At 66.7% G+C, this 20618-nt stretch carries 21 protein-coding genes and 2 pseudogenes; 11 read left to right on the forward strand and 12 right to left on the reverse strand.

Annotation, left to right across the window (positions count from 1 at the left end; translation table 11 throughout):
• Positions 1-309: pseudogene (locus ABY44_RS35625) on the reverse strand (DUF2339 domain-containing protein); the annotation flags it as partial.
• Positions 310-434: 125 nt separating this feature from the next.
• On the opposite strand from ABY44_RS35625, the pseudogene ABY44_RS35630 reads away from it, so the two are divergent.
• From ABY44_RS35630 to ABY44_RS35645, 4 genes and pseudogenes are all read left to right on the forward strand, one after another.
• Positions 435-2085 (forward strand): annotated as a pseudogene (locus tag ABY44_RS35630) (quaternary amine ABC transporter ATP-binding protein).
• Positions 2078-2974: a choline ABC transporter permease subunit gene (gene choW, locus ABY44_RS35635; protein WP_021163994.1), complete on the forward strand. Its 897-nt coding sequence runs from the start codon at positions 2078-2080 to the stop codon at positions 2972-2974. Before ABY44_RS35630 ends, choW begins: the two are co-directional and overlap by 8 nt.
• A 107-nt stretch (positions 2975-3081) precedes the next feature.
• Complete coding sequence (locus tag ABY44_RS35640; RefSeq protein WP_027790601.1) at positions 3082-4080, forward strand: GlxA family transcriptional regulator; 999 nt, start codon at positions 3082-3084, stop codon at positions 4078-4080.
• A gap of 104 nt (positions 4081-4184) precedes the next feature.
• Positions 4185-5132 (forward strand): choline ABC transporter substrate-binding protein, encoded by a 948-nt coding sequence (locus ABY44_RS35645; protein ID WP_021163993.1) that lies wholly within the window; start codon positions 4185-4187, stop codon positions 5130-5132.
• 117 nt (positions 5133-5249) lie between these two features.
• On the opposite strand, the gene ABY44_RS35650 is transcribed toward ABY44_RS35645, so the two are convergent.
• The 4 genes from ABY44_RS35650 to ABY44_RS35665 all read right to left on the reverse strand — a co-directional run bounded on the left by ABY44_RS35650 (position 5250) and on the right by ABY44_RS35665 (position 8724).
• Positions 5250-6668, reverse strand: coding sequence for a tetratricopeptide repeat protein (locus tag ABY44_RS35650; RefSeq protein WP_060174285.1), 1419 nt, complete (start codon positions 6666-6668; stop codon positions 5250-5252).
• A gap of 135 nt (positions 6669-6803) precedes the next feature.
• On the reverse strand, positions 6804-7760 hold the full coding sequence (locus ABY44_RS35655) for a hypothetical protein (RefSeq protein WP_059697134.1): 957 nt from the start codon (positions 7758-7760) through the stop codon (positions 6804-6806).
• Between the two features lie 78 nt (positions 7761-7838).
• The gene (locus ABY44_RS35660; RefSeq protein ID WP_021163990.1) at positions 7839-7967 is read right to left on the reverse strand and encodes a hypothetical protein; all 129 of its coding nucleotides are present in this window, start codon (positions 7965-7967) and stop codon (positions 7839-7841) included.
• Between the two features lie 331 nt (positions 7968-8298).
• Positions 8299-8724, reverse strand: coding sequence for a PACE efflux transporter (locus ABY44_RS35665; RefSeq protein ID WP_060174295.1), 426 nt, complete (start codon positions 8722-8724; stop codon positions 8299-8301).
• 147 nt (positions 8725-8871) lie between these two features.
• Here ABY44_RS35665 and ABY44_RS35670 point away from each other — a divergent pair, with 147 nt between their 5' ends.
• Positions 8872-9801, forward strand: coding sequence for a LysR substrate-binding domain-containing protein (locus ABY44_RS35670; RefSeq protein ID WP_060174284.1), 930 nt, complete (start codon positions 8872-8874; stop codon positions 9799-9801).
• 45 nt (positions 9802-9846) lie between these two features.
• Here the strand turns inward: ABY44_RS35670 and ABY44_RS35675 are convergent, their stop codons facing one another.
• Together ABY44_RS35675 and ABY44_RS35680 are read right to left on the reverse strand one after the other, a co-directional pair.
• The gene (locus tag ABY44_RS35675; protein ID WP_060174283.1) at positions 9847-11007 is read right to left on the reverse strand and encodes a WD40/YVTN/BNR-like repeat-containing protein; all 1161 of its coding nucleotides are present in this window, start codon (positions 11005-11007) and stop codon (positions 9847-9849) included.
• A gap of 67 nt (positions 11008-11074) precedes the next feature.
• On the reverse strand, positions 11075-11344 hold the full coding sequence (locus tag ABY44_RS35680) for a MoaD/ThiS family protein (protein WP_059682289.1): 270 nt from the start codon (positions 11342-11344) through the stop codon (positions 11075-11077).
• Between the two features lie 244 nt (positions 11345-11588).
• Between ABY44_RS35680 and ABY44_RS35685 the strand changes: the two genes are divergently transcribed.
• Positions 11589-11954 carry an ASCH domain-containing protein gene (locus tag ABY44_RS35685; protein WP_060174282.1) on the forward strand — a complete coding sequence of 122 codons (366 nt, stop codon included), beginning with the start codon at positions 11589-11591 and terminating at the stop codon, positions 11952-11954.
• A gap of 96 nt (positions 11955-12050) precedes the next feature.
• Here the strand turns inward: ABY44_RS35685 and ABY44_RS35690 are convergent, their stop codons facing one another.
• A complete protein-coding gene (locus tag ABY44_RS35690; protein ID WP_060174281.1) occupies positions 12051-12740 on the reverse strand; it encodes an aspartyl/asparaginyl beta-hydroxylase domain-containing protein in 690 nt (229 codons plus the stop codon).
• A 241-nt stretch (positions 12741-12981) separates the two neighbouring features.
• Here ABY44_RS35690 and ABY44_RS35695 point away from each other — a divergent pair, with 241 nt between their 5' ends.
• Both ABY44_RS35695 and ABY44_RS35700 read left to right on the forward strand, forming a co-directional pair.
• Entirely contained in the window at positions 12982-13326 is a 345-nt protein-coding gene (locus tag ABY44_RS35695; protein WP_060174280.1) for a DUF4148 domain-containing protein, read from the forward strand.
• A gap of 71 nt (positions 13327-13397) precedes the next feature.
• Positions 13398-13673 carry a DUF4148 domain-containing protein gene (locus tag ABY44_RS35700; RefSeq protein WP_060174294.1) on the forward strand — a complete coding sequence of 92 codons (276 nt, stop codon included), beginning with the start codon at positions 13398-13400 and terminating at the stop codon, positions 13671-13673.
• 267 nt (positions 13674-13940) lie between these two features.
• Here the strand turns inward: ABY44_RS35700 and ABY44_RS35705 are convergent, their stop codons facing one another.
• From ABY44_RS35705 to ABY44_RS35715, 3 genes are all read right to left on the reverse strand, one after another.
• Entirely contained in the window at positions 13941-14468 is a 528-nt protein-coding gene (locus ABY44_RS35705; protein ID WP_060174279.1) for a cytochrome b, read from the reverse strand.
• Between the two features lie 69 nt (positions 14469-14537).
• Positions 14538-15992 (reverse strand): ATP-binding protein, encoded by a 1455-nt coding sequence (locus tag ABY44_RS35710; protein ID WP_060174278.1) that lies wholly within the window; start codon positions 15990-15992, stop codon positions 14538-14540.
• Positions 15989-16648 (reverse strand): response regulator, encoded by a 660-nt coding sequence (locus tag ABY44_RS35715; RefSeq protein WP_021156343.1) that lies wholly within the window; start codon positions 16646-16648, stop codon positions 15989-15991. The genes ABY44_RS35710 and ABY44_RS35715 overlap by 4 nt, the downstream gene beginning before the upstream one ends.
• 225 nt (positions 16649-16873) lie before the next feature.
• On the opposite strand from ABY44_RS35715, the gene ABY44_RS35720 reads away from it, so the two are divergent.
• The 3 genes from ABY44_RS35720 to ABY44_RS35730 all read left to right on the forward strand — a co-directional run bounded on the left by ABY44_RS35720 (position 16874) and on the right by ABY44_RS35730 (position 19595).
• Positions 16874-17278, forward strand: coding sequence for a hypothetical protein (locus tag ABY44_RS35720; RefSeq protein WP_155637994.1), 405 nt, complete (start codon positions 16874-16876; stop codon positions 17276-17278).
• A 65-nt stretch (positions 17279-17343) separates the two neighbouring features.
• Positions 17344-18513: a bacteriohopanetetrol glucosamine biosynthesis glycosyltransferase HpnI gene (gene hpnI / locus ABY44_RS35725; RefSeq protein WP_081072705.1), complete on the forward strand. Its 1170-nt coding sequence runs from the start codon at positions 17344-17346 to the stop codon at positions 18511-18513.
• Positions 18510-19595, forward strand: a complete 1086-nt coding sequence (locus ABY44_RS35730) for a lysylphosphatidylglycerol synthase domain-containing protein (protein ID WP_060067841.1) — start codon at positions 18510-18512, stop codon at positions 19593-19595. Before hpnI ends, ABY44_RS35730 begins: the two co-directional genes overlap by 4 nt.
• 43 nt (positions 19596-19638) lie before the next feature.
• Here the strand turns inward: ABY44_RS35730 and denD are convergent, their stop codons facing one another.
• Positions 19639-20610, reverse strand: a complete 972-nt coding sequence (denD, locus tag ABY44_RS35735; RefSeq protein ID WP_060082558.1) for a D-erythronate dehydrogenase — start codon at positions 20608-20610, stop codon at positions 19639-19641.
• Between the last annotated feature and the right edge of the window lie 8 nt (positions 20611-20618).

Here is a 20618-nt window from a genome sequence, read left to right on the forward strand (position 1 = left end):
GGTCGAGCCGGCCTTCGCGCCGGCCAGCTGGCCGCGCAGCGACGCGACTTCACGTGTCAGCGTCTCGACGGTGGCTTCGAGCCGCGCGACGCGATCGGCGAGCGGAACCGGCGACTGGGCGGGCGGCGCCTGCATCGCGAACGTGTCGGGTGCCGCGCCTTTGCCCTTGCGCTTGCGCTGTTGCAGCGTGTGATCGAGACAGAACCCGATCGCGGCGCCGAGCACGGCGCCGTTGACGGCGGAGAAATCCCCGATCAGTGCGGCAATCCCGCCCACGACGAAGCCGATTGCGGTAAAAGCCCAGTTCATCTCGCCTTGCTCCCTCTCTCGTATCGTTATCGGCCTGCGATCGGACGTATGCCGGTCGAGGCGGTGTCGGCATGGCCGGCAGGCGAACCGGCATGCACGGCTGAAGGCGGCCGCCGCATGGCGGCCTGCGTCGCAATCAGCCTGTTGGCGGGGAATGTATCACAGCGGCTGTCGGGGATTTTCCGGGTCGGCGCGGTATCGCGGCGTGCGCCTTCCGGTGTCGTCACGCGGCTTTTTGCACGGTCATGCTTTTTATCGGTGAATGCCGCGCGTGCATTTGTCAGGCTAGTTGGCCGCGGGATCGGACGTGGAATTGTCGTAAAGCGACGCGCGTCCGATGCGAATTCGCGCATAAAACGAGGCGATATGCGCCACGCTGCTGCGCACAAGTCCGGCGCGTGATGCCCGCCGTTGCTGGCCGTGCGGGTATTGCGCCGCCGCAATCGCGTGCCGCCGCGCGCCGTGGCCCGCCCGGCGGGGCTGGAGGCCGTGTCGTATTTGCGCAAGCGTTTGTCGTAATTCGTCGGCAGGTCGGGGTTTTTTCTGGCAACTATGTAGGCACGCTATGACACACGTGAGTCCCCGCTACACGAGGAGAAGGTTTCGATGGATGCCCCCAAGGTCGTGGTCGAAGGTCTGTGCAAGGTGTTTGGTAGTAACCCGCAGCAGGCGCTCGACATGCTCGCCGCCGGCGCGACGAAGGATGACGTGCTGAAGCGCACCGGCCAGGTCGTCGGCGTGCACAACGTCTCCTTCGATGTGCAGGAAGGCGAAATTTTCGTGCTGATGGGCCTGTCCGGCTCCGGCAAATCCACGCTGATCCGCCTCGTGAACCGGCTGGTCGATCCGAGCGCCGGCAAGGTGATGATCGACGGGCTCGACGTCGCGTCGGCGCGCCGCTCGGCGCTGACCGCGCTGCGCCGCAAGGACATGAGCATGGTGTTCCAGTCGTTCGCGCTGATGCCGCATCGCTCCGTGGTGTCGAACGCCGCGTTCGGCCTGGAAGTCGCGGGCGTCGGCAAGAAGGAACGCGAGCGCCGCGCGATGGAAGTGCTCGAGCAGGTCGGCCTTGCGCCGTTCTCGCACAAGCTGCCGTCCGAGCTGTCGGGCGGCATGCAGCAGCGCGTGGGCCTCGCCCGTGCGCTGGCCGTGAACCCGTCGCTGATGATCATGGACGAGGCGTTCTCCGCGCTCGATCCGCTCAAGCGCCGCGAAATGCAGGATGTGCTGCTGCAACTGCAGAAGGAACAGCGCCGCACGATCATGTTCGTGTCGCACGATCTGGAAGAAGCGCTGCGCATCGGCAACCGCATCGCGATCATGGAAGGCGGCCGGCTCGTGCAGGTCGGCACGCCGCAGGACATCATCGCGAACCCGGCCGACGACTACGTGCGCGCGTTCTTCGACGGCATCGACACCAGCCGCTACCTCACGGCCGGCGACCTGATGCAGACGGGCGCCGTGCCGATCGTGTCGAAGTGCGATGCCGCGAACGTCGCGGCCACGCTGAACGGCAGTGCCGACTATGCGTTCGTGCTCGACGCGCAACGCAAGATCCGCGGCTTCGTCACGCGCGATGCGATCGGTCAGGACACGCCGTCCGTGAGCCCGATCGAAAGCATCCGGCGCGATGCGTCGCTCGAACATGTCGTCGCGCGCGTGGTCGCGAGCCCGAATGCACTGCCTGTCGTCGACGACGACGGCTGCTACTGCGGTTCGGTCGATCGCGCGCTCATCCTGAAGGCCATCACGCGTTCGCGAGGCTCCCATGTCTGAAATGATTCCGCTCGGTACCTGGGTCGACCAGTCCGTTCACTACCTGCTCGACCATGACGCCAAGACGTTCGACGCGATCGGTCAAGCGATCGAGGGGCTCGCGGCGTTCGTCGAGCATGGCCTGCAGGCGATCCCGATGTGGCTGATGATGGCGATCTTCATCGGCGTCGGGCTGTGGCGGGTGGGCTGGCGCTTCGCGCTGTTCACCACCGCGTCGCTGCTGCTGATCTTCGCGACGGGCTTCTGGGACCAGACCGTCATCACGCTCGGCCTCACGCTGTCGTCGACGATCATCAGCCTCGTGCTCGGCATCCCGCTCGGCATCTGGGCCGCGAAGAGCAAGTGGGTCGCCGCGATCGTGCGCCCGATCCTCGATCTGATGCAGACGATGCCCGCGTTCGTCTACCTGATTCCGGCCGCGATGCTGTTCGGTCTCGGCCGCGTGCCGGGGATCCTGTCGACGGTGATCTTCGCGATGCCGCCGGCGGTGCGCCTGACGAGCCTCGGTATCCGGCACGTGAACCGCGAGATCGTCGAAGCCGGCCAGGCCTTCGGCTGCACGCCGTGGCAGCTGCTGTACAAGGTGCAGTTCCCGAATGCGCTGCCGTCGATCATGCAGGGCGTGAACCAGACGATCATGATGGCGCTGTCGATGGTGATCATCGCGTCGATGGTCGGCGCGGGCGGCCTCGGCAACGACGTGCTCGCCAGTATCCAGCGCCTCGACATCGGTCTCGGTTTCGAAAGCGGCCTGTCGGTCGTGCTGCTCGCGATCATTCTCGACCGCATCACCGAAAGCTTCGGCCGCGCGCCGGGCACCGTGAAGGCGCCGCTGTTCTCGGGCCTCAAGCAGCTGTTTCGCGTGAAGGCCTCACCCGCACAGGCCTGACCTCCGGCGGCCGGAAGCACCGGCCGCTTACCTTGACGATAGAAAACGACTTCCGCGGCCTTGGCCGCGGGGGTGGCCCCCTGCAACCTCCTCGCCAGGAGACCGATGTGACGTCTGCCGTCGCTGTCGCGCCCGCCGCCTGCGTTTCACCGGTTTCGTCCCTCGCCCATTTCGGCTTCCTGACGCTGCCGAACTTCTCGATGATCGCGTTCTCGAGCGCCGTCGAAGTGCTTCGGATGGCGAATTACGTCGGGCGGGCCGATCACTACCAGTGGTCGATCTACTCGCTCGACGGCAGCCCGGTGCATGCCAGCAACGGCATCGCGGTACGGCCGACGCAGGCGCTCGACTACACGAAGCTGCCCGACGTGATGATCGTGTGCGGCGGCATCCGCATCCGCGACGTGGTCGACGAAGAGGCGCGCGATACGCTCGCGGCGCTTGCCGAACGCGGGCTGCCGCTCGGCGGCATCTGCACGGGCGCGTATGCGCTGATGTCGAGCGGGCTGCTCGACGGCTATCGCTGCACCGTGCACTGGGAGAACCTGTCGTCGCTGCATGCCGAGTTCCCGCAGGTCGGGTTCGCCGACGAACTGTTCGTCGTCGACCGCGACCGGCTGACCTGCACTGGCGGCACCGCGCCGCTCGACCTGATGCTGAACCTCGTCGGCATGCGGTTCGGCCAGCAGCTGGCCGCGCAGGTATCCGAGCAGTTCATCCTGGAGCGCATCCGCAGCTCGACCGATACGCAGCCGATTCCGGTCGATGCGCGCGTCGGCTTCTCGCGCGCGGAGCTGATCGAGGTCGTGCGGCTGATGGAGGCGAACATCGAGGAGCCGCTGTCGCTCGAGGAACTCGCTCGGCTCGTGCGGCTGTCGCAGCGGCACCTGCAGCGGATGTTCAAGGTGTATTTGAACGTGTCGCCGACCCACTATTACCTGACGCTGCGCCTGAAGCGCGCGCGCGACCTGCTGCGCACGACCGACGCGTCGATCGCGCGCGTGACGACGGTCTGCGGGTTTCATTCGCCGTGCCATTTCAGCAAGGCCTACCGCGCGCAGTTCGGCCATGCGCCGAGCTACGAGCGCCGGCTGCCGGGGCGCTGACTGTCGAGAATCATCCAGTCCGCGACGTCGCCGGGATCGCGGCGCGCGGCTTCAATAAACGATCCCGCATTCAAGCAAACGACATCACTTTGAGGAGAAGCAAGATGAAGCGCCTATTGATCGCAGCGGTGTGCGGGATCGGGATAACCGCGCCGATGTCGGCCGTTTATGCGGCCGATCCGCCCGTGTGCAAGAACGTGCGCTTCGCGGATGTCGGCTGGTCCGACATCGCGGCGACCACGGGCCTCGCCACGACGATGCTGCAGGGGCTCGGCTACAACCCGACGAAGACGATCGCGTCGGTGCCGATCACGTTCGCGGGGATCAAGAGCAAGCAGATCGACGTGTTCCTCGGCTACTGGTCGCCGACGATGGACCCGATCATCCAGCCGTTCACGAAGGCCGGCACGATCAAGGTGCTCTCCACGCCCAACCTGACCGGCGCGAAATACACGCTCGCGGTGCCCGACTACGTCTATCAGGGCGGCCTGAAGTCGTTCGCGGACATCCAGAAATATGCGGACAAGCTGAACGGCAAGATCTACGGGATCGAGCCGGGCAACGACGGCAACCTGCTGATCAAGAAGATGATCGACGGCAACCAGTTCGGCCTCGGCAAGTTCAAGATGGTCGAGTCGAGCGAGGCCGGGATGCTGGTCGAGGTGAATCGCGCGATCCGCGACAAGCAGTGGATCGTGTTCCTCGGCTGGGAGCCGCATCCGATGAACGTGCAGATGAAGATCGACTACCTGAGCGGCGGCGACGACGTGTTCGGCCCGAACTACGGCGAAGCGAAGGTGCTGACGGCGACGCCGCCCGACTACGCGCAGCGCTGCCCGAACGTCGCGAAGTTCGTGTCGAACCTGCAGTTCACGACGACGATCGAGAACCACGTGATGGTGCCGATCATGAACAAGGTAGAGCCGAACAAGGCGGCCGCCGAGTGGCTGAAGGCGAACCCGCAGGCGCTCGACAAGTGGCTCGCGGGCGTGACGACGCTCGACGGCAAGCCGGGCCTGCCGGCGGTGAAGGCGTATCTCGGCGTGCATTGAGCGACGCGGCCGGGCGTTCGCCCGGCCCGCAAGCGGCTTGACGGATTCGCGCCCCCCGTCCCGGAAAGATTCCGGGAGCCGGGGGGCGTCGGCATGCCTGTCCGGCGTGAGCAGGCATCAGGCCACGACATGCATGAGCCACGCGTTGATGCGTCGAATCACGTCGCTCCAGTCGCCTTCGCGGGTTTGCCGCACGGCGGTCGCATGCGCGATCCAGGGGCTCGCGGTACCCTCGACGCCCCAGCGCCAGTCGCCACAGACGTGGGTCGGTACGCAAGTCCGCATCCCCATCATGGCCGCCAGGTTGGCGACACCCGAATCGACCGCGACCACGGCATCCAGTTGGGCCATGCATGCAGCCGTGTCGCCGAAATCCCGAATCCCGGGCTGGTAGTGACTAACATTGCCGGCCGGCGTGCCCGCCAGTGCCGCGGCAGCGGGGTGATGCAGATTCACGAAATGCATGCTTTCCGCAATGGCGGGGTGTGCCACGATCGCGTCGATCGCATCGAGCGGCAGGCTGCGGCGGCTGGCCCAGCACCTGACGACGGCGCCTTTTTCGGGCCAATGTCGTTGGACGCAATCCCAGAACAGTCCGATCAGCTTCCTGCCCGGATGTTGCTCGCGCACTTGCGCGGCCCATTCGGCAGCGATCCGCTGCTTGTGCGGCGGCGTCTTGATGTAGGGCGCGAACCAACGTTCCGGCAGGCGTGTCCGCCGGGCTTTCAGCATCGGCAAATGAAGCAGCGAGGCATGCAGGTCCGGCGCGAAACTGTCGACGCGTGCCTGCAGTTCATCGGGCAACGGCGCATGAAACTGCACCGGATTGGGGGCGGCGACGACCTCGCACCGCGGCAGTGACGCCTGCATGAGCGCGTGGCTCTGCGGATGGCAGGTGAGCATGACGTGCGCGCCTTCGTCCAGCCAGTCGGCCACGCAGGCCGAGAGGAGAAAGTTGTCGCCGAAACCGTGTTCATGCGTGATCAGGACACGCCTGCCGCGCACATCCGATTCGCCGTCCCATGTCGGGAGGTCGACCGGGCGGTAATTGGCGGACAGTCGCGGAACGTCGTCACGCATTCGCCAATAGGCGAAGCCGCGCGGATCGCCAGCCTTGAGCATCGCTTCTCCCATCGCGAATCCGATCGATGCGCTCATCTCGGCAGGGCCGGTTGCCGCCATCCGGAAGGCTTCGTCGAGCAACGCGATGGCCTGCGCGAGATCGCCGGCCATCATCAGGCTCATGCCCAGTCGCAAGCGGTGGAGTTCGGGCCGGCTGTGCCGCGACGGATCGCGTTTCCACGCTTCGGCGGCTTCGACGTAGCGGCCCAGCAGGTAGAGCGCATCGGCACGCCGTGTCATGGAGACGGCGTCATGCGGGTCGAGCGCCAGCGCCAGGTCGGCCCAGGGGAGCATTTCCTCCTCTCGCCGGAGGGCCGTCAACAGTTCGCAGATCCGATGCAGGATCGCGGGATCATGCGAATCGCCGGCGTATTGCGTCTGCGCGGCATGCAGTTGCTGTTCGAGGTCGACCATGAGTGCGGTTCCGGCCGGCGCGCTCACCGTGCGGGGCGGGCGCAACGGGATCCGGCGCGAGCAGGGGGCCGGAGGCGGGCATCACGATGCCGGCACTTCGTCGGGGCGTCGATGCCGGCCGTGTCGTCGCAGGGGCTACACACGGAATGCGCCGTCGAAGATGACGGTGTCGTCGAACAGGATCTTTCCGGACGAAAACACCAGATCCAGATGATGGCTGCCGCGTTCACCGCCGCCGAGGCCAAGGTGCAACCCGGGATGGCGTTCTTCGAAACTTGCATTGCGTCCATGCAGCCTGACGTTCAGGTTCGTCCCGATCCCGAACTCCTCGACGATCCTGTTTCCCGCGCATTTGTCGAGATACAACCTGAAATCGTCCTCGAGCTGTCGATTGGCCGATTCGACGCTGACCACCTGGCTCCGCTCGATCCCGATCTTCAATATCGGGTCGATGACACCGTACTTGATGGCAAAGGGCACCGTGCTCAGGAAGGTGCCGCCGAACAAGACGCTTCCGGTCAGGTCGAGTACGCGGGTCGCCACTTCGCCGGGCATCAGGTCGTAGTGGTTGCGGCCATCGAGGCTTTTCCATGTCTGATCCAGCGTTCCGTGCAGCGAACCGCCGAAGCCGTCGTGAAATTGCACGCGTCGAGCGCGTTGTGCCGCCGCAATGATGCGTTCGTTGCGGGCGGCAATGTCGTCGATGCTCTCGGAAAAAGCCTCCTTGAAGAATTCGCCGTATTCCCGCAGCAATACCGACTTCTTCCAGTGCTCGGCCATTTTCGGCTTGAGGGGCGGGATGAACGACGGCCCATGCGGGTTGATGTCGGAACGTATGGACGAGTCGTACATGAAGATGAACATGTCACACCGGTCGATTTCCTTTATTACCTGTTCGTGATTTTCCGTGTCAAGCTCGACGTAGGTGAACGAATATTCGAGTTTTTTCGGGCAGTGCCGGATAATCGATTGCGCGGTATTTCTCTGGCTTTGATCCGAGCCGACCAGGATGTTGGCGCCGGCTGAATGTTTCTGCACCATGGCTGGATGACCGCGGACACACGAAAAGAAATTTTCGACACTTTTTTCCATGATTATCTCCGGGGTATCCAGTTTCTGGATCAAAAAAATGGCGGGTCATTGCGATCCGCCATCGTTCGGGCTGCCTGCTTAGGCCCACAGAGCCGTTGCGAATGGAATGACTGCGCTGTCCTTCATCATCTCGACCCAGTCTTCATGCTGATCTTCCTGCATCCATTCGATCAGCGGGAGATCCTGCTTTTCCTGATTTTCGTTCATGATGATTTCCTTGTTTAGGAATTAAACTGCGAACATCGCAAATCGCCCCCGAAAATTCGAGGGCGGATTTAGCGATTGAGTGAGCGCATGGGGTTGCGCCGATTATATGGGGTGGGTGCGAATGATTACTTTCCGTTAATCGTCAGACAACATTAGCATTCGAATTTGCGGAGGGACAATGTAACGTAAACCCTAGGGTTGTTTTGATTTTGTGAATGCTGGTGGCGGTGGTGTTTGAATGTCGAAAAAATGAAACGGGGGTGTGTTTTGAAACGGGAATAAACGCACCGATTGATGTCGATTTCGATTGCTTGATTACCGGGCGCTCGTTTCATTCCCCCTTCGTCGCCGCGGGCACGTCGAATATGCGATCGAACGCCCACTGGAAGGCGAACGCGTAACAGAAGAAGAACGCAAACAGCCCGATGTCGACGACGAATGCGTCGAACCACGAGATGTCGAGCCACCACGACACGACGGGCACCAGGATGAAGATGAGCCCGCCTTCGAATCCGGTGGCATGCAGGATCCGCCGCCCGAGCGTGCGTGCCGGCTGCCGGCGCGACGCTTCCCAGCGCTCGAACAGCGCGTTGAAGATCATGTTCCACAGCATCGCGATCGCCGACATCGTCGCCGACAGCGCGCCCGAATAGACGAGGCCCTGCTTGAAGAGCGCCGCGATCACGGGCGAGATGCAGGAAATCGCGATCGCTTCGTAGAGCACCGCCTGCGTGATCCTGCGCGATAGGCCTTGCACGTTGTTTCTCCGGTTCGACGTCATTCGCCGCGGCACCCTGCCGTGACGTCCCGCAAGGCTATTCGCGTTGCACGCCCGCTTCAATTCACCTAATCTCACCCCGATTCAATCGAATTCAACCCGGCCCGATCCGGCCCGCGAGGCCCCGTGTTCTCGAAACTTCCCCTGACCGCATTGCGTGTATTCGAAGCGTCGGCGCGGCTTGGCGCATTCAAGGCTGCCGCGGACGAGCTGTCCGTGACGCCGGCCGCCGTGTCGCACCAGATCAAGTCGCTCGAAAGCCGGCTCGGCGTGCTGCTGTTCGAGCGCGGCGCGAGCGGCGTGCGGCTCACGGAGGAGGGCGAGCAACTGTTTCGCGCGAGTCACGATGCATTGCTGGCGCTGAGCCGCGGGCTCGATGCGGTGCGGCCGGAAGCGACCGGCGAGCGCACGCTCGTGCTGACGACCACGCCCGCATTCGCCGCGATGTGGCTGATTCCACGTCTCGGGCGGTTTCGTCGCATCGATCCGCAACTGCACATCAAGGTCGAAACCGGCAACACGCTCGCCGATCTCGAACGCGACGCGCGGATCGATCTCGCGATTCGCGCAACGTCGCGCACGTTTCCGGCGCTGCACGAGATTGCGCTGATCGACGAGTATTTCGGCGCCTATGCGGCCGCCGGGTTCGACGCGCACCGCACGGACGAGCGGCTCGACCTGATCGAGACCGTGTGGGATACGCCGTTGCCGGTGTCGGTCGACTGGGCGTCGTGGTGTCGTGCGGCCGGCCGCGACGCGTGGCTCGAACGCGCGGTGTTTCGCCATTACGACGACGAGCATTACGCGTTGCAGGCCGTGCTGCACGGGCAGGGCATCGCGCTGCTCAGCTCGGTGCTGGCTGCCGAGCATGTCGCGCACGGAGCACTGACGCCGATCGAGCCGTCGGTGCGGCTCGACGGCGCGCGTTTCGTCGCGCTGTGCCGGCCCGGGCGGGAGCGCGAGCCGCAGGTCAGGTCGTTTCTCGACTGGCTCGAAGCGGAGATCGCGCAGACGCGGGCGGCAGTGGCGCGGATGGGGGCGGGCGTCGAGCGCTAAAGCGGGGCGGCGCGGGCCGTGTGCGAACGGTGCGCCCGTACACCGTCACCCGAACCTGACGCAATAAACCGGCGGCAAATGCGCGGACACCAACTGCCAGTGTTCCCCACCGTCAACGGACGTCCACAACCCGCCGGTCGTCGACGCCATCGCGAGGCGCGTGCCCGAATCGTCCACCGCGAGCCCGTGCCGATACACGAGGTCGTACGCGGGTGCGGGCGGCAGCCCGTTCGTGAATGACTCGAAACTGCGCCCGCCGTCGCGCGTGCGCGTGACGACGAACCGGCCGTCCACCGGAATCCGGCACGCGTCCTTCACGGCCGGCACGAACCACGCGGTGTCTGGCTCGTGCGGATGCACGGCCACCGCGAAACCGAAGCTCGACGGCTGTGCCTCGATCCTCCGCCAGTGTTCGGCGCCGTCGGTCGAGCGGAAGATCGCGCAGTGATGCTGCGTCCACAGCACGTCCGGGTTGGCCGCGCACTGCACGACGCGGTGCGGGTCCTGCGCGTTGGGTTCGCCGCGCCGCTCGGGCGGCATGTAGTCGGCTTCCATGCCGTCGGCCGTCACACGCCAGGTCGCGCCGCCGTCGGCGGTCTGCCAGACGCCGCCGCACGAGATGCCGATCGTCACGTGCCGGCTGTCGCGCGGATCGACCATCACCGAATGGATGCCCGGCGCATCGTATCCGCCGCCGCCCCATTCGGCGCGCTCCGGGCGATCCCACAATGCCCGGTTGAGCACCCAGGAACCGCCGCCGTCGTCGGAGCGGAACAGCCCGCCGGGAATCGTGCCCGCCCACAGCACGCCCGGCTCGTCGGTGCCGCCGGCTTCGAGCGACCAGATCTGCTGGAGCGTCCACGGCGGCTGCGGCGGGCCGGGCGGCGCGTCGCCCGTGTCGCCCGTGTCACTCGCGGCGCCCGTGCCCGACGGGGCGCTCGCGGGCGGATCGTCGGCAGGCTGCGGCGGATATACGGGCACCGCGCATTCTTCCCAGTCGGCGGCGCCGGCCCGCCTGCGATGCAGTTTCACGCCGAAATGCCCCAGGTTGAGCGCTGCATACAGCGTGCCGTCGCGCGGGTCGGCGAGCGCCATGCTGACCGGCTCGCCGGCGAAATGCGGCTCGCCGAGCGTCCAGCCGCCGTTGCCGCCGGGCTGCAGGACGAACAGGCCCTTGCGAGTGGCGACGAGCAGTCGATCGTTCATGTGCGATGTCTCCTGATGGCCCGACCTGGCGTTCCGGCACGCGGTCGGCGCTTGTGCATGCGTCCCTTTATCCGCCCGTCAGCGCCTGTACGACATAGACCCGGCTCGCGTCGCCGAGCACGTCGGACAGGCGCTGACGGTCGCGTATCGGCTGGCCGTCGATGAATACCGACAGGTGTTTGCGCAGCGCGCCCTGGTCGTCGAGGATGTAGCCGCGCAGTCGCGGCTGCTCGCCGAAAACGGTGTCGAATGCTTCGCCGAGCGTGCGGGCGTCGATTTCGCGCTCGGGCGTTTCGATATGCCGCTGGATCGAGGCGGCGAAGAAGAGGTGCGCCATGGCGGTGGCTGGCAGGAGCCGCGCGGAGGGGACGGTCTTTAGTTTAGGCGATCCGTCGGGGGCGCAAAGACGGCGTCTCGTAGTCGCCGTGCGCCGGCGTGTCGATCCGTCGCGGTCGACACGACCACGCGGATCGGCAACAATCCTGCCCGGGCCGCCGGGCCGCCGGGCCGCCGGGCCGCCGGGCCGCCGGGCCGCTCGACGGTCGCACGCTCTCCACTTGCCGATGAAGGAAATCCCCGCCATGCCGCGATCCGCGCTGTCGATCGTCAACCCGGCCGTCGACGATATCGTCGCGGGCCGCAAACGCGTGGAAATCCGCTCGTGGGCGCCGCCGGCCATCCCGTTGCGCGATCTCGTGCCGGTGCAGAACACGATCTTCCTGCGACAGGACGGGCAGGAGGATCCCGACGGTATCGCGCTCGCGATGGTCGATGTCGTGGGGGTGCACGACTGGACGCCTGACGAAGCCCGCTCGCAAGGCAAGCAATGGTGTGCCGGATACGTGTGCTGGGAACTGGAGAACGTTCGGCAGATCGCGCCGCCTGTTCCGTGCGTCGCGAAGCGCGGCATCTATGCGTTGCCGGATGATTTCGGAAAGGTATCCTGATGATTTCGCCTGCATCAGGGGCGAGCCGAACGCCCTTTCGACACAAGAGAGGGCAGTCGAGACGAAGGATCACCCGGAGCGTGCCCGCCGCCCGCGCTAAACCGGAATCGATCGCCCGCGTATCCTGATCCCGATCCGCACGATGCCGATCACCGCATTCGACAGCCACGTGAGCAGGCGCGGCATTCCGCGTCGGCGGATATCGAGCAGGAGCACGATCCGCACGGCGTCGCTGTCGTTCCACACCTCGTGCATGAACGTATCGTCCCACAGCAGGAAACGGCCTTCGTCGAGCCGGTATTCGTGGCCGTCCACCTTCAGCACGGCGGCCGGCACGCCGTCCGCGCGCTTCGGCATCGACAGCACGAGATAGCCGCGCAGGATGCCGCGAAACGGCCCGCGATGCGGTGGAATGTGCTTGCCGGGTGCGAGGAACGACAGCGATGCGGACAGCACGTCCGGCGACGTCGCGACGATCGACGCGACGGTCGGGCAGCGCGACAGGTTGCGCGGGAACGGCTGGCCGTACGCCTGCATGATGAACATCCGCCAGTCGCGTGCATCGTTGGCCGAGATGTCGTACTGCTCGCGCATGATCTCGTGGAAGCGCGGGATGCGCGCCATGTCGCGCGCCACGGCGAATGCCTCCGCCTGGATGGCGGGCCACGCACGGACGAAACGCTCGGCATCGGGAAACGCGGCCGTATCGAGCACCGCGCCGCCGTCGATATGGCGGTCGTACAGCGTGCGCAGCAGCCCGGCTGCATAGTCGTAAGCGACGGACATGGTCGATCGAGGCGCGATCCGGAAAGGGTGACGTCAGTCTGCCCGAAGCGGGTCGGGCGCTGCGTTACGTCAGGTTACGCCGGCTGACGAAAGAATGACAGGTTCATGAATGTTCGTTCCACGCGCCCCCGGAGCCGGAGAAGCCGCGTGAATCGAGCCGCGACATGCGGGAATAAATGCACACGCTCCGTCGTCATACGGGTGTAGCACGTCGTCTCGTTGACTTCTCGAGGAGTGGAACATGAACAAGCATTGGCTGGTGGCCGCCGCCGTGGCGGCGATTTCTTTCGCGGGTGTCGCGGCGCCCGCATCGGCGCAGGCACTGACGCGCGCGCAGGTCAGGCAGCAACTGATCGATGCCGAGAACCAGGGGCTGCGCTTCGTGACCGATACGTCGTATCCGGACGTGAGCCCGCTGTTCCGGCAGCAGGTCGAACGGATGCCGCAGCGCCAGGCCGGCACGGCAGTCGGCAGCGAGCCGGCCGCCTCGTCCGATGCAGGCAAGCCGGCGACGATGGCGCCGCGCCAGCGTTCCGCCGCATGCGTCGGCCCGGCGAGTTTCTGCACGATCTATTTCGGCAGCTGACGCAGCCGCCCGCGTTCGCAGGGCAGGCATTCACCCAGGTTGATCGATACGGAACATTGAAGGAGCTCATGATGAAAGCATATATCGCAGTACTGATGATGATCGCGGCGATCGTCGGTCAGTCGGCCTTCGCGCAATCGGCCGCGCCGCTGACGCGCGCGCAGGTTCGCGACGAATTGATGCGCCTGGAAGCAGCCGGGTACGACCCGGCGAAAGGGGACGACGGCGAGTATCCGGCGGACCTCCAGGCGGCGCAAGCGAAGCTTGCCGATCAGGACCGGGCCCGGATGGCGGCTGCCGGCGCGCATGCACCGGCGGCCGGTATGCCGGCGCAGGACAGCAACTAGGTGTCGATATGGTCTTGTGCGACTTCAGGCCGTCGTGTTCGCGGCACGGCCGTCCGGCAGCCGTTCGTGCCGCCCGACGCGGTGGAAGGACACCGGCCGCCGTGCCCGTCATCGCGCGCCGCTTCGCTCGGCGCCGCGATCATCTGGCCGGCGGCGCGCGATGGTCAGGCCGGCCGATCGCGCGATGAGCCGGGGCGACGACGGGTGCGGCGCTGGCGGCAGGCCGGTTCATGCGCGCGATGGCATGCCGTGCTGCCGATCGCGCGATCACCAGGGCATCATGCGCTGCAGGATCTGATCGCGCAGCACGAAGCGGTGCGCCAGCGCCGCTGCGACGTGCAGGCAAATGCCGGCGAACAGCACCCAGGCGAGGATGCCGTGCACATCGCCCATCGCATGGCCGAATCCGGAACCGGCCGCTGACAGCGCGGGCAGCGGCACGATCCCGAGCAGCGTCACGCCCCACGCCCGCGACGATGCGTTGATCCAGCCGAGCAGCGGCACGGCGATCAGCAGCGCGTAGAGCGCGAAATGCGTGACGCCCGACAGCGCACGCATTGCGGGAGACAGGTCGTTCGCCGGCGGGCGATGCGTCGCGCGCCACAGCACGCGGCAGGCCATCGCGGCGAGCAGTGCGGTGCCCACGATCAGGTGCGCGGCGATCAGGCCGACGGGTTGCGTATCGCGATGCACGTCGGGCATCGTCCAGCCGATCGCATATTGGGCGACGATCAGCGCGACGATCAGCCAGTGAAGAAAACGCGCAACGGTGTCATAACGGGCGGGTGTGGACATGAAGGCTCCTGCGTACGACGGGGACGGTATTGGACGGGTGGATTCTACGACCGCATGCTTAACGAAACGTTAAGCACGCGGCATCTCATGCGGTGATCGGTCGTCGGGTGAGCCTGCCGGCCGCGCTTCGCCCGCGTCCGCCGACGGCAGTGCAACCGTGACGCCGAGGCCCTGGCCGCCGATGCCGGGCCCGAACTGCACGGTGCCGCCCAGGTATTGCGCGATGCGCGTGACGATCGACAACCCGAGCCCGCTGCCGGGCGACTGCGCGCCGCTGCCGCGATAGAAGCGGTCGCCGAGCCGCTCGTACTCGCCGGGGGCGACGCCGGGCCCGTCGTCGCGAACGACGATGCATTGCAGTGCGCCGTCGTCGCGCACGCCGAGCTCGATGCGGCCGCCCGGGCGGCCGTACTTCACGGCGTTGTCGACGAGGTTGTCGAGCAGGATGCCGATCAGGATCGGATCGGCGTCGATCGCGCGTCCGGAGACGGGGCCGGCCACGAGGTCGATGGCCTTGTCCGACGCCTTCGCGAGATGGCGGTCGAGGGCAGCGTCGACGAGTTCGCGAACGGCGAGCGCGCGTGTCGGAATGCGTTCGTATTCGTCGAGCCGCGCGAGCAGCAGCAACTGCTCGGCGAGACGCGCACTGCGGTCGACGCCTTGAACGACCCGCTGCATCGCGAGCCGCTGGAGTGCCGGATCGTCGGTCGCGATGGCTACTTGGGCCTGGACCTTGATCGCGGCAAGCGGTGTCTTGAGCTCGTGCGCGGCGTCGGACGTGAACGCGCGCTCGCGCACGATCGATTGCCGCAGCCGGGCCAGCAGGCGGTCGATCGCGTCGACCAGCGGGCGCACTTCGTCCGGCACGGCCGCGATGCCGAGCGGTTCGAGCGATCGCGCGTCGCGCGCGCCGATCAGCGTCGACAGCGTCTTCAACGGCGCGAGACCGCGTCCGATCAGGTACCAGAGGAGCAGCGCCAGCACCGGGAGCGCGACGATCAACGGCAGGACGATGCCGCGCGCGGTGCCGGTCGCCAGGTCGCTGCGCGTGTTCGCGATTTCCATCACGCGGATCCAGCGCCCCGACGCGTCGTCGCGCAGCGTGTGCGTACGCCATGACGCGTCGCGGATGACGATCGTTTCAGGAAGACCGCGCGAGTCGTGCGCGTCGGGCAGGCCGGCGGCGCCGGCCGGGAGGCTCGACGCGACGACCTGGCCCCGTGTGTCGCGCACCTCGAACAGCACGTCGCGCGGAAGGCGATCGCCGTCGGTTTCGGGGACGGGTTTCGAGCCGCGGCGATCCAGTTCGACACGCGCGTCCGGCGGCACACGGGCGAGGCGGCCGAGGTCGGCAGGCGAGAGATTGACCAGCAGCGATGCATATTCGACGAGGCGGGCGTCTTCCCATTCGCCGATCTCGCGCGTCGCGTACCGGAAGCTGCCGAACACGGCGGCGAGCCACACGACCGTCACGCAGCCGAGCGCCATCAACGAAACGCGGCGCCGTATCGAGCGGGACGTCATGCGAGATCGACGACGTAGCCGACGCCTCGAACGGTGCGGATCAGTTCCGCGCCGAGCTTCTTGCGCAGGTTCGACACATGCACCTCGATCGCATTGCTTTCGATACCTTCCTGCCAGCCGTACAGGGTGTCCTCGAGGCGCGAGCGCGACTGCGGCGCGCCCGGGTGGCTGACCAGCTGAACCAGGATGGCCCACTCGCGCGACGTGAGCGCGATGCGCGACGCATCGCGTGTCACCGTGTGGGCGGTCAGGTCGATCGTGATGTCGCGCCACACGATCTCGTCGCCGGCGCGGCCCTGCGAGCGGCGCACGAGCGCACGGCAGCGGGCGAGCACTTCGGTCAGTTCGAACGGTTTCGCGAGATAGTCGTCGGCGCCGTCGTCGAGGCCGCGGACGCGGTCGGCCACGGTGCCGCGCGCGGTCAGGACCAGCACGGGGACGGTGTCGCCCGCATCGCGCAACGCGCGCAGCAGCTCGGTGCCCGATTTCCCGGGCAGGCCGAGATCGAGCACGACGAGCGCGAAGCGCGTCGTCGCGAGGGCGGCTGCCGCTGCGTGACCGTCGCGCAACCAGTCGACGTGATAGCCCGCCTGGGTCAGGCTGATCTCGAGACCGCTGCCGATCAGGTCGTCGTCTTCAACAAGGAGGAGTCGCATGGTCGATTCGGGGGCAGGATGCCTGCGATTGTACGAGCGCGACGCGCCTGCCGCGCAACGGAATGTAATTGTGCTGGAGCAAACTTCTCCCGATTCTGAAGAACGCTTAAGGTTCGGCGGCGGCAATCCCGCTACCATCGGCCACACCGTTTCCAGGGGGATTTTCCGCTGCCCCTGATCCCGAACCGGGTCACGCCTGTCCGGCTTGCCCGTCAATCCGCGACCTTGCCGATCGATGTCCGATCGACGCGAGTCGCCCGTACGGGAGATTCATTCCTCATGGCCCCCTCAACGATCGAGCGATGGCGCGCCTACCTGCTGATCGCCGCGCTGGCCGGCATGTTCGTCCAGTGCTTCGTGCTGGTTTCATGGCTGGCGCTGCGCGTACCCGAGGCATTTTTCACGACGATGACGTTTCGCATGTGGACCGTCGTCGCGATCGTCACCGCGATCCTTTCGGTCCGCAAGCTTGCCCGCGCGACGTTCAGAGCGGCGCTGGATTGCGGATTCGTACACGTGACCGGAATCGATCGCCACACGGTAGCCGTGTCATCCGATTGCGCGTACCGTCGGCTGGTCATCCTTCATATCCGGCTCAACGGAAATCGGTTCCGCTACGCACACGGGTGAGCCCGCCTTCGCGCGTGCCCGCCCCGACGCACCACGGTCCCGCCGGGCCACCACTGGGGAATCGCATGGTGTTGCTGCATGTGCTGCACGCGCTGGCCGGCGCGATGTCGATCGTCTGCGGGCTGGGCGTATTGCTGGGTATTGCGTATACGGTCGCGGCCAGCGTGCTGGTCGGGCGGTTCTTTTCGAGGCCGGCGGCGCAGCCGCGCGAGTATCCGGGCGTCACCGTCGCGAAGCCGCTGCACGGCGACGAGTGGCAGCTCGTACAGCATCTCGAAAGCTTCTTCGTGCAGAATTATCCGGGCCCCGTCCAGCACCTGTTCGGCGTGCACGATGCAGGCGACGCGGCACTCGCGGCCGTCGAGACGCTGCGTGCACGCTACCCTGACGCGAACATCAAGGTCGTCGCCGATGCGCGGCTGTACGGGCCGAACCGCAAGATCGGCAATCTCGTGAACATGCTCGAACACGCGGAGTATGCGGTGCTGTGCCTCGCCGACAGCGACGTGCTGGTCGAGCGCGATTATCTGCGCGCGGTCGTCGGCGCGCTGCAGCAGCCGGATGTCGGCATCGTGACGAGCGTGTACCGCGGTGTCGCATCGCCGGGTTTCTGGCCCAGGATCGCCGTCGCGATGACGAACTACCATTTCCTGCCGGGCGTGATCACCGGGCTCTGCATCGGGCGTGCGCGGCCCTGCTTTGGCCAGACGATTGCGATCACGCGCGCGACGCTCGAACGTATCGGCGGCCTCGCGCGATTCGCGCATCACCTGGCCGAGGATCACGCGCTGGGCGAAGCGGTGCGGCAGGCGGGCGCGCAGGTCGTCATTCCGTCGTTCGTCGTCGGGCATGCGTGCGTCGAGGAGACGTTCTCAAGGCTGTACGCCCACGAGTTGCGCTGGAGCTGCACGATTCGCGCAGCGGACCGCCTCGGTCATGCGGGCTCGGTGCTGATGCACCCGGTGCCGCTCGCGCTGCTGGCGCTGCTGTTCTCGGGCGGCACGGCCGCCGCGTGCGCGCTGGCGGTCGCGGCGCTCGCCGCGCGGGTGCTGCTGATGCTGAAAACCAGCCGTGCAACCGGCGCGGGGCTGCGCGGCGCAATCTGGCTGCCGTTCGTCGATCTCCTGCAGTTCTTCGTGTTCGTGTCGAGCTTCTTCTCGTCGCATGTCGTGTGGCGCGGCACGCGCTTTCGCGTGAACCGGGAAGGGCGGTTGTCGGCGGCGAGCGAATCATGACGACGCAGACGAACCCCGGCGGCGACGCCGCCCGGAACGTCACGCGCAGCGACGCGCGGCTTCGGCGCGCGGGGCAGGCAGCGGCGCTGGGCGGGCTGGCGCTCGCCGTGTGGCTGATCTGGCGCGAGCATCCGCTGGACATCCTCCATCGCCTGCAGATTGCCGGCGCCGGGCTGCTGCTCGCGGCGCTGGCCCACCTTCTGCCGATGCTCGCGAATGCGTGGGACTGGCGGATGCTGATCCGCGGCCCGCGCCGGCCGTCGTTCGCGACGATGCTGAAACTCGTGTGGATTCGCGAATCGATCAACGGGCTGCTGCCGGTCGCGCGCATCGGCGGCGAGATCGTGTCGTTCGGCCTGCTGCGGCAGGCGGGCGTGCGGCCGGCGACGATCGTGGCCAGCCTCGTCGCCGACATGCAGCTGACGCTGATCAGCCAGCTGGTGTTCGCGCTGGTCGCGATCGGCTACGTGCTCGGGCACGTCTCGTCCGATGCCGCCCGGGTGGCCGGGAATCTCGCGATCGGCATGGCCGCGCTGGTGCCGGTGCTGCTGCTGTTCGCGCTGGTGCAGCATGCGCGGCCGTTCGAGCGCGCGATGCGCGTGCTGAACCGCGTCACGAGCGGGAAGGTGGTGGCGCTCGTCGGCGAATCGGCGCGTACCGATCAGTCGATCCGGATGATCTGGAGAAAGACCGGCATCGTCGTGCGCTACCTCGCGATCTGGCAGCCCCTGCAGTTCGTGGGCTACGCGCTGGAAATCTGGCTCGCGCTGGTCTTTCTCGGCGCGGAGCCGACCTTCGCGCAGGCGCTCGCGATCGAGGCGCTGATCCAGCTCGTGAGCAGTATCGCGTTCCTGATGCCGGGCGGCCTCGGCGTGCAGGAGGGCGGGTTCGTGCTGATCGGCGGGCTCCTCGGGTTCGATCCGCCGACGTGTCTCGCCCTGGCCGGCGCCCGCCGCGTGCGCGACCTGCTGTTCTATCTGCCGGGCCTGCTCGCGTGGCAGTGGGCGGCCGGTTCGGCGAACCGGCCGGGCGGAACGAAACGCGCGTCGTTGCCCATCGGGGAATCCGCCCGGCCGCATTGATGCGGCCACGCAGGCCGTGCCTGCGCGGCCGGCGGCGCGGGAATCAGCGCCGTTCGTCGGCGAGATGGCTGCGGATCACGTCCGCGAACGACGTGTCGCCCGTCAATCCGAGGGCTTCCGCGCGCGACGTGTCCCAGCGGCCCGGCCAGCTGCCGACGATCTTCTCGACGCGCTCGTCGGGCACATGGCGGATCAGCTTCACGACTTCGTCGCCCGCGACTTCGCGCAGCGCCGCGATCATTTCGTCGACCGATACCGACAGGCCGGGCAAATTGATCACGCGTTTGTTGCCCAGCTTCGCGCTGTCGATTTCGCAGCCCGCGACGAGCGCTTCGATCGCGCCGCGCGGCGACAGCAGCCACAGCCGCGTCGAACCCGGCACCGGGCACACGCTTTCCTCGCCGTTCAGCGGCTCGCGGATGATGCCGCTCGCGAACGACGACGCGGCCGCATTCGGGCGGCCCGGCCGCACGCTGATCGTCGGCAGCCGCAGCACGCGGCCGTCGACGAAGCCGCGCCGCGCGTAGTCGCACAGCAGCAGCTCGGCGATCGCCTTCTCGGCGCCGTACGACGATTGCGGGTTCAGCGCGGTGTCGTCCTGCACGACGTCGGGGAGCGTGCCGCCATACACCGCGACCGAGCTCGTGAACACGACGCGCGGCCGGTGGCCACGGGCGCGACACACTTCGAGCAGCGCGCGCGACGCGTCGAGATTGATCCGCATGCCGAGATCGAAATCGGCCTCGGCCTGCCCGCTGACGATTGCCGCGAGGTGGAAGATCGCGCCGGTTTGCGTGTCGATCGCGCGTTCGAGCACCGCGCGATCGGCGATGTCGCCGACGATCGACGTCACGCGCGCATCGCCGAAATCGCTGCCTTCGACGACGTCGAGCAGCACCAGCTCGTCGATCTTCTCGCTGCGGCCGTCGGGGCCGCTCAGTTCGCCGCGCTCGAGCAGCTTGCGCGCCAGACGCTGGCCGAGAAAGCCGGCGCCGCCGGTGATCAGTACTTTCATGTTCGTTA

The sequence above is a fragment of the Burkholderia sp. ZZQ-2 genome, from assembly GCF_050768715.1.
GTDB classification, from domain to species: domain Bacteria; phylum Pseudomonadota; class Gammaproteobacteria; order Burkholderiales; family Burkholderiaceae; genus Burkholderia; species Burkholderia cepacia.

Coding starts and splice junctions, on each gene's coding strand:
- choW (WP_021163994.1), top strand. CDS start 2,078: ATGTCTGAAATGATTCCGCTCGGTACCTGGGTCGACCAGTCCGTTCAC.
- ABY44_RS35645 (WP_021163993.1), top strand. CDS start 4,185: ATGAAGCGCCTATTGATCGCAGCGGTGTGCGGGATCGGGATAACCGCG.
- ABY44_RS35650 (WP_060174285.1), bottom strand. CDS start 6,668: ATGGTCGACCTCGAACAGCAACTGCATGCCGCGCAGACGCAATACGCC.
- ABY44_RS35655 (WP_059697134.1), bottom strand. CDS start 7,760: ATGGAAAAAAGTGTCGAAAATTTCTTTTCGTGTGTCCGCGGTCATCCA.
- ABY44_RS35660 (WP_021163990.1), bottom strand. CDS start 7,967: ATGAACGAAAATCAGGAAAAGCAGGATCTCCCGCTGATCGAATGGATG.
- ABY44_RS35675 (WP_060174283.1), bottom strand. CDS start 11,007: ATGAACGATCGACTGCTCGTCGCCACTCGCAAGGGCCTGTTCGTCCTG.
- ABY44_RS35680 (WP_059682289.1), bottom strand. CDS start 11,344: ATGGCGCACCTCTTCTTCGCCGCCTCGATCCAGCGGCATATCGAAACG.
- ABY44_RS35685 (WP_060174282.1), top strand. CDS start 11,589: ATGCCGCGATCCGCGCTGTCGATCGTCAACCCGGCCGTCGACGATATC.
- ABY44_RS35690 (WP_060174281.1), bottom strand. CDS start 12,740: ATGTCCGTCGCTTACGACTATGCAGCCGGGCTGCTGCGCACGCTGTAC.
- ABY44_RS35695 (WP_060174280.1), top strand. CDS start 12,982: ATGAACAAGCATTGGCTGGTGGCCGCCGCCGTGGCGGCGATTTCTTTC.
- ABY44_RS35700 (WP_060174294.1), top strand. CDS start 13,398: ATGAAAGCATATATCGCAGTACTGATGATGATCGCGGCGATCGTCGGT.
- ABY44_RS35705 (WP_060174279.1), bottom strand. CDS start 14,468: ATGTCCACACCCGCCCGTTATGACACCGTTGCGCGTTTTCTTCACTGG.
- ABY44_RS35710 (WP_060174278.1), bottom strand. CDS start 15,992: ATGACGTCCCGCTCGATACGGCGCCGCGTTTCGTTGATGGCGCTCGGC.
- ABY44_RS35715 (WP_021156343.1), bottom strand. CDS start 16,648: ATGCGACTCCTCCTTGTTGAAGACGACGACCTGATCGGCAGCGGTCTC.
- hpnI (WP_081072705.1), top strand. CDS start 17,344: ATGGTGTTGCTGCATGTGCTGCACGCGCTGGCCGGCGCGATGTCGATC.
- ABY44_RS35730 (WP_060067841.1), top strand. CDS start 18,510: ATGACGACGCAGACGAACCCCGGCGGCGACGCCGCCCGGAACGTCACG.
- denD (WP_060082558.1), bottom strand. CDS start 20,610: ATGAAAGTACTGATCACCGGCGGCGCCGGCTTTCTCGGCCAGCGTCTG.